Source organism: Sulfitobacter brevis, assembly GCF_900112755.1.
GTDB classification, from domain to species: domain Bacteria; phylum Pseudomonadota; class Alphaproteobacteria; order Rhodobacterales; family Rhodobacteraceae; genus Sulfitobacter; species Sulfitobacter brevis.
Map to the genome: position 1 here is coordinate 1 of NZ_FOMW01000044.1, position 6,380 is coordinate 6,380.

Annotated in this window: 6 protein-coding genes and 3 pseudogenes; 1 reads left to right on the top strand and 8 read right to left on the bottom strand. The window is 55.4% G+C overall.

Going from position 1 to position 6,380, the window contains the following annotated elements; all coding sequences use genetic code 11:
- The 3 genes and pseudogenes from BM174_RS20245 to BM174_RS20255 form a co-directional block, all read right to left on the bottom strand.
- Positions 1 to 503, bottom strand: a pseudogene (locus BM174_RS20245) (transposase); the annotation flags it as partial.
- A gap of 93 nt (positions 504 to 596) precedes the next feature.
- Positions 597 to 1,703: an extracellular catalytic domain type 1 short-chain-length polyhydroxyalkanoate depolymerase gene (locus BM174_RS20250; protein WP_093925617.1), complete on the bottom strand. Its 1,107-nt coding sequence runs from the start codon at positions 1,701 to 1,703 to the stop codon at positions 597 to 599.
- Positions 1,704 to 1,742: 39 nt separating this feature from the next.
- Entirely contained in the window at positions 1,743 to 2,303 is a 561-nt protein-coding gene (locus BM174_RS20255) for a GNAT family N-acetyltransferase (RefSeq protein ID WP_093925618.1), read from the bottom strand.
- Between the two features lie 281 nt (positions 2,304 to 2,584).
- Here BM174_RS20255 and BM174_RS20260 point away from each other — a divergent pair, with 281 nt between their 5' ends.
- Positions 2,585 to 2,974: an ectoine synthase gene (locus BM174_RS20260; protein WP_093925619.1), complete on the top strand. Its 390-nt coding sequence runs from the start codon at positions 2,585 to 2,587 to the stop codon at positions 2,972 to 2,974.
- A 297-nt stretch (positions 2,975 to 3,271) separates the two neighbouring features.
- Here BM174_RS20260 and istB read toward each other — a convergent pair.
- From istB to BM174_RS20285, 5 genes and pseudogenes are all read right to left on the bottom strand, one after another.
- Positions 3,272 to 3,869: pseudogene (gene istB / locus BM174_RS20265) on the bottom strand (IS21-like element helper ATPase IstB); the annotation flags it as partial.
- Positions 3,866 to 4,764, bottom strand: a pseudogene (gene istA / locus BM174_RS20270) (IS21 family transposase); the annotation flags it as partial. The pseudogenes istA and istB, both read right to left, overlap by 4 nt.
- A gap of 259 nt (positions 4,765 to 5,023) precedes the next feature.
- Positions 5,024 to 5,536 carry an RES family NAD+ phosphorylase gene (locus BM174_RS20275; protein ID WP_093925620.1) on the bottom strand — a complete coding sequence of 171 codons (513 nt, stop codon included), beginning with the start codon at positions 5,534 to 5,536 and terminating at the stop codon, positions 5,024 to 5,026.
- Entirely contained in the window at positions 5,536 to 5,799 is a 264-nt protein-coding gene (locus tag BM174_RS20280; RefSeq protein ID WP_245766472.1) for an MbcA/ParS/Xre antitoxin family protein, read from the bottom strand. The genes BM174_RS20275 and BM174_RS20280 overlap by 1 nt, the downstream gene beginning before the upstream one ends.
- Positions 5,800 to 6,078: 279 nt before the next feature.
- Positions 6,079 to 6,380, bottom strand: a 302-nt coding sequence (locus tag BM174_RS20285; protein ID WP_143092514.1) for an integrase core domain-containing protein, incomplete at its 5' end; no start/stop codon positions are given.

Sequence of the window (6,380 nt, forward strand, 5' to 3'; positions counted from 1 at the left end):
GTTCCAGGGATGCCCCTTCACGTTGCGCAGATGCAGGAAGCACAGACCAAAGCCCCATGTCTTACGGGCGTCGGTCAGGCCGACCAGAAGGTCAGCGATCAGCTCATTCTCATCGCTGAGCAACGGGCTGTAACGATAGCACGTCTCGCTCACACCGAACGCCCGGCAGGCGAGTGCGATGCTGACCCCCCGGTGTTCCACTGCCTTGGCGGCCATCTCGCGACGATGAGATGGCCGCGTCACTTTTTTCCAAGGGCTTCCTTCAGCAGATCGGCCTGCATGCTGAGATCTGCAAACATGCGCTTCAGCCGCCGGTTCTCGTCCTCCAGGCTCTTCATCTGGCTGATCATGGACGCATCCATGCCGCCATACTTCGCGCGCCACTTATAGAAAGATGCCGTGCTCATGCCGTGTTCCCGGCATAGCTCGGCAACCGGCACGCCACCTTCGGCCTGGCGCAGGATCGCAAGGATCTGGGGTTCGCTAAATCTCGTCATCTTCATCAGAATCTCCTCAGGTATCTTGCTGAGAAAATTCTACGTCAGCATCCCCTTAGTTTTGGGGAGGATTACCCGTCATCCAGGGCGATTGAGCGGCTAGTGCGCTCGACGGCGTTTTTTTGTGGTTCGGTGCCGTAAGAAAAACCGGGCTATTTCACGCGAGGCATCCGGTCCCTTGGGATCGGTGTAGCTTCCGGCAGCATGGCCACCCGACCATGCATGCCCAGCCCCTTGAACGACCCACAGTTCAACGAGAGGACGCCCCTTGCCAATGCGGTGCACTGTACGGATGTATTCGCGGCCATCAGGTATGCGACCAGATTCCTCTGACATCTCCAGGCTGCCGAATGGCTCCACCGCTCGAATGGCGACGAAGCGACCGTTGCGTGGGTTGACGACCTTATCAGCGTTTCCGTGAAAGATAATGCTGGGAATCGGCGCGTCGTGACGCTGGCCGGGGTCTCCGAGTTGCATCGCTCTCGGCGCAGTGCTTTTGTCATGGGCAGCACCAACCGCCAGACCGGAATGGACACCGACTGCCGCAAATATATCGGGATATGCAGTTGCTAAAATTAACGCTGCAGCCGCACCTGCCGACAGACCGGCAACGTAGACTTTGGCGGGATCGACTTGCTCGTTATCGATGATATGGTGCGTTAGGCCCGCAAGCAGGGCGGGCTCTCCAGCACCGCGAGCCTGATCACCCCGATGATACCAATTCCAACAGCGCTGATGATGTGCGTCGCGTGCTTGCGCAGGAAAGAGAACCAGAAAACCAAGCTCCTCGGCCAGCGCGTTCATACCTGTTCCGCGCGCGAAATCTTTCGGGGTCTGCCCACACCCGTGCAGCATCACAATCAGCGGCAACGGGTCATCTGCCACCTTTGCGATCTTTGGCACATAGAGCATGTAGGATCGGGTACCAAATTCACTCTCATACGTTGCTTCAGAAAACGAGGCACCGCGCGGCACGGACATCGTTGATTTGGCAGTTCTCGGAATTTTGGATTCCACAGTGCTCCGGTCACGCCTGAACGCCCCCTTGCGCTCAGGCGCGGCTGGCTCCGGTTTTTTCTGGACCTTAGGCTTTACGGGCTTGGTGGGGGCAAGCATCGTGCCCCATGCATTGGTCATAGCCTTAACGGTAGCGCGCCGGGCCTTTCCCGCTGCTTTCGAACGCGCACGTTTGAACGGATCAAACATTTTGCCTCACATCCAATGTGCAATTTGCTCTGCAGCGCGTCATGTCGCGACCAAAAGACAACGCCGTATACGAGCGTTGGCATCCGCCACCATCTCGCGGGCGAAGGACATAGGTGTTGCCCAAGGCGGCTCCAATGCTGCTTCGATCTGGCCACCGTTAAAGTTGGTTTCAGGATGATACCTCCGGGCGATACTCTGCATCATTTTGTTCTCGCTTAAAAAAAGCACATGAAGAGATCTGATGCCGCGGTTTTGTGAGGCCTCGATCAATCGGGAAAAAAGCGCGCTGCCGATCCGCTTGCCCTGCCATCCCGGTTCGACCGACAGGGCAAGTTCCGCGTGTCGCGGCCAGGATCGAGGCGTGCCACGCAACTCACCGATTGCACGCAGCTGGCCATCAAAGAAAGCTCCAAAGACCACTGTATCGAATGCAATGATGCCTTCGGCATAATGCTTTATGAAATTGTCTTTTACGACAGCCCCGAACCGCGAACGGCGCGTATGCTGGTCGAGGCGCAAGAGATGCTCGGCAACGTCCGGTTTATCATGCCGCCAGAGTTTTCGGATTTCAGGGCTGGCAGAAAAAGGGTGTTCGCTCATAGACTTAGGCTCCTTGGCGGCATCGAATTACCGACGCCAAAATGGGCCTCCCAGTGATAATGTAGTGCTGCAGTGCAGCAAAAACCACATTATTTGTTTTTTAATCTGACACTGACCCAACGTCATTGGAAAACTGCATCTTGATCAGCTTTCTTGAAATTGCATGGCGGCAGTTCCCCTTGGAGATGCGTAGACACCCGAAAATGCTGACAATATATTCTCGTCACAACGCGATGCAGAGGCGTTGATCTGAGTCCCTCCACCAGCAAATTGGAAAAGCAATGATCGTTCGTAAACTGGCAGAGATCCTGAACACCTGGCGCCATGCCAGCGGTGAAGGCTGGGAAAGCCGCCGTATCGTCCTGGCCGATGACAAAATGGGCTATTCCATGCATGACACTTTGGTCAAAGAGGGTGCAGAACTACACCTGGAATACAAAAACCACCTGGAAGCGAATTACTGCATCGAGGGGATTGGCGAAGTCGAAAACGTCGCAACGGGGGAGAGACACCCCATCCAGCCTGGAACGCTGTATGCTTTAGACAATCACGACAAGCATATCTTGCGTGCCATCAAAGGCGATTTACGCTTGATTTGCGCCTTCTCACCGGCCCTGTCGGGTCGCGAAACCCACGATGCCGACGGAAGTTATAATGCGGCTGAAAGTTGAGAGCTGACCTCAGTGCTGACATTGGCGCTGAGGTCAGCGCCAATGTCAGGAGAAACGCCCCATTCTTGGATACTAGGCATCTACAGGACCCGCCAAAATATGTTGCAAATGTCAACGCCGGACTAAAATTGCACCAGTCGCCGGAGCAATAGTGCGCCACTTTTCTGGATTTTTCCGGACCAATATTGCGCCACCTTGTTGAGTTTAGGTTTGTCCATAGTCCCGCACGGCGAAGTGCCCCCACAGAGCGACGAAGCTGTGCGGGGCTGTGGTCAAACCGGCAGCGTGGATTGTAGTTTAAGCTCTCCCCGATTGACGGCTGTGTTTCAGGCGGTAGCTCTCTGCGTTTATTTCGAGGATGTGGACGTGGTGGGTCAATCGGTCGAGAAGCGCGCCTGTGAGGCGCTCAGACCCGAAGATGCTGGTCCAATCATCGAACGGCAGGTTGGACGCCACAATGGTTGATCCGCGCTCGTAGCTGCGAGAAGACCTCAAACAGCAATTCAGCGCCGGTTGTTGAGAGCGGCACATATCCCAATTCATCGATGATCAGCAGGCTGTATTTGCTTAGTTGCTTCTGCAGACGCAGCAGGCGCTTTTCATCCCGTGCTTCGAGGAGTTCTTGCACGAGAGCGGATGCGGTGATAAAGTCGACGGCCAAGCCCTTCTGGCAGGCCGCCAGTCCAAGGCCGAGGGCGACATGCGACTTTCCGGTGCCACTGTTTCCCACGGCGATGATGTTCTCGTTGCGGGTAATATAATCACAGCGTGCCAGCTCCATCACCAGCATCTTGTTCAACGAGGGCATGGCCTTGAAGTCGAAGCTGTCGAGGCTTTTGTTGGAAGGGAACTTCGCAGCCTTGATCCGGCGTTCCACCATGCGCCGTTCCCGGTCGAACTGACCCGAACCGATTGCTTGTCGCAGGCGTCATAAGGAACAGCTGGCAGGGGTTGAAGCCGGCCCGCATCGGCCTCAAAGCGTTCGCCAATCGTGCCCTTGTGACCACGTAGCTTATCGCCCATTCGCTTGCGGCATTGGTCGGCCAGATGGACATTGAGATCATCAAAGCTGGCAAACTGCGGCTTGGGCACCATGAAGTTGCGGCGAGTGCATCCCACCATCCCTTCGACTTTACCTTTATCATTCCCTTTTTCAGGGCGGCCAAAGCGATCCTCAAACAGATAATGCGACACCAGCTCCGAGAATACGCGGGTGCGTTTGCGCTGCCGTCCCCCAGAATGCGGGCCACGGCAATCCGGGTGTTGTCGTAAAGGATCGACACAGGCACCCCGCCGAAGAACGCGAACGCCGCAACATGTTCATCACAGAATGCTTCCGTCGTCTCGGCAGGATAGGCTTTCAAAAAACACGCATCCGAATGCGGCAAGTTCATCACCGAAAAGTGGATCTTGCGCTCGACACCACCAATCACGGCAAGCGCCTCACCAAATTCCGCCTGCGCATGACCCGGAGGATGCGACGAGGGCACAAACATCTCCCGCTGGCGCTGGCGAGCCGCAAAGATGTAGTCCTTCACGATCGGGATGCCGCCGGTAAAATCATACTCATTGCGAAGCCGCTCAAAAACCCGCTTCGATGTATGCCGCTGCGTCTTTGGAACCAGCCGGTCTGCCTCAAGGATCTGATCGATAATCCCGATAAAGTCATCCAGCTTCGGCCGCCTGATCTCTTTGTCACGCCGGTAACCTGGCGGGATCGAAAACATCAGCATCTTCTCAACAGTGCGACGATTGATCCCGAAAAGACGGGCCGCTTCGCGGCGGCTCATACCATCGACAAGAACAGCGTGACGAACGCGCCCATACAAATCCACCTGCTTCAATCCCGCCCCCCGCCAAAACGAAGAGCTTAACAGGACAGGCCATTCAGCCCATCTGCGACAAGACGATCTTGCCGCTCACGTGATGCAGTATTCCACCGGTGTTCTCAACGTTCCAGAAACGCTCTTTTTGGGGTCCGTCCTTTGCGTAGGCGGACCCAGCGGCAATATGTGGTGTTTAAGGCCGCAGGTAGATCCTGCAACTTACTCACAACCGAGACAGACGGCCTTCGTCATCCACAACTTCCAGATCACAGCTATCGCCCGTCCATTTCCATAACACGATATTAAAGTCGGTCGCGGATGCGCCTTTCGCATAGCTTTGGAAAAGGAGGCCTGCAAAGCCGTTCGAGATGAGGACGGCTGCAAATTTCTGCGTCGGCACAGTTTGTCCATCGAGCATCTTTGTGCGCCAACTGGCATCTGCAAGATCTCTCTCCGATATACCATGTAGCTGAAGCTCTCCTGTGTCACTAGAGTTGAATACCGGCCTTAAGTTGGCCTTGTAGGAAACCAGAACGGTTGGTTGGAGGCTGCCCGCTTGATTGGCTTCACGCAAAGCACCCGTTGGATCAACGGCGAGGTAAAGCGCAGGTGTTCCTTTGGCGTTGAAACGCCCGCCATAGAGCTCTGCGCCACGGCCGGACAGCGGTGTGCGCGCATAGACTGGATTCAAGGCACGGTAAAGCTGCCCTATAAAATGGCCCTCCTTCAAAGGCATCAGGCGAAGACACCTGCATCGACTGCATCAATATATTCGAGAACCTGCTGCGCCTTGCCTTCCTGCACAAGCTGCATCGCAGTCCGGCCATCAAAGCCGGGCAGGGGTTCTGACCGATACCAGGCATACGCCATGAGCTCCGATCCGAAACGTGGCTCGACCTTGTTTAGCACTTCGACCAACTCGCGCAAACGGCGCTGTGTCTTGTCTGAACCGATGCGGGTTCGGCGTTGCAGGGCATCCTTGCCGAGACCGACTGTCATGGCGACCTCCTCGGCGGAAGTGCGGAGCGCGGCAGCGATCTTTCGGGGTTCGAACTGTCCACCTTCAGCGTATATAGCAATGTTCACGGCATGCCTCCTGTCAGTCATTATGACGTTATTTAGCGTAATTATTGCTGAATATCAAGTTGGTGGTTACTGTTTTCGTTGCTTTCCCCTTCGCGTTCGATGTCTCGGTGACGCGCAGCTTTTCAAAATCGCAACGGTTTACGTAGCTTAGGTGGTAATCCCCCCATTTTTAATGGGGTTCAGCCGTAGAATTCAGGCGGCTGTTTTCAGTTTCATTGCGGGCGTGATGCCGCCGATGCCCATGTTGGGTCGTTCATTGTTGTAAGTCCAGAGCCATACCGTGGCCTGATCCTGTGCCTCCTCGATGGTTTCAAAGATGTACTGGCTGAGCCATTCGCCGCGAACCGTGCGGTTGTAGCGTTCGATATAGGCGTTCTGTTGGGGTTTTCCGGGTTGGATGTATTCCAGCCTAACGCCTTGTTTTTCGGCCCATTCCATGAGCTTTCCACTGACATATTCGGGCCCATTATCGATACGAATAGCCTTGGGCTTTC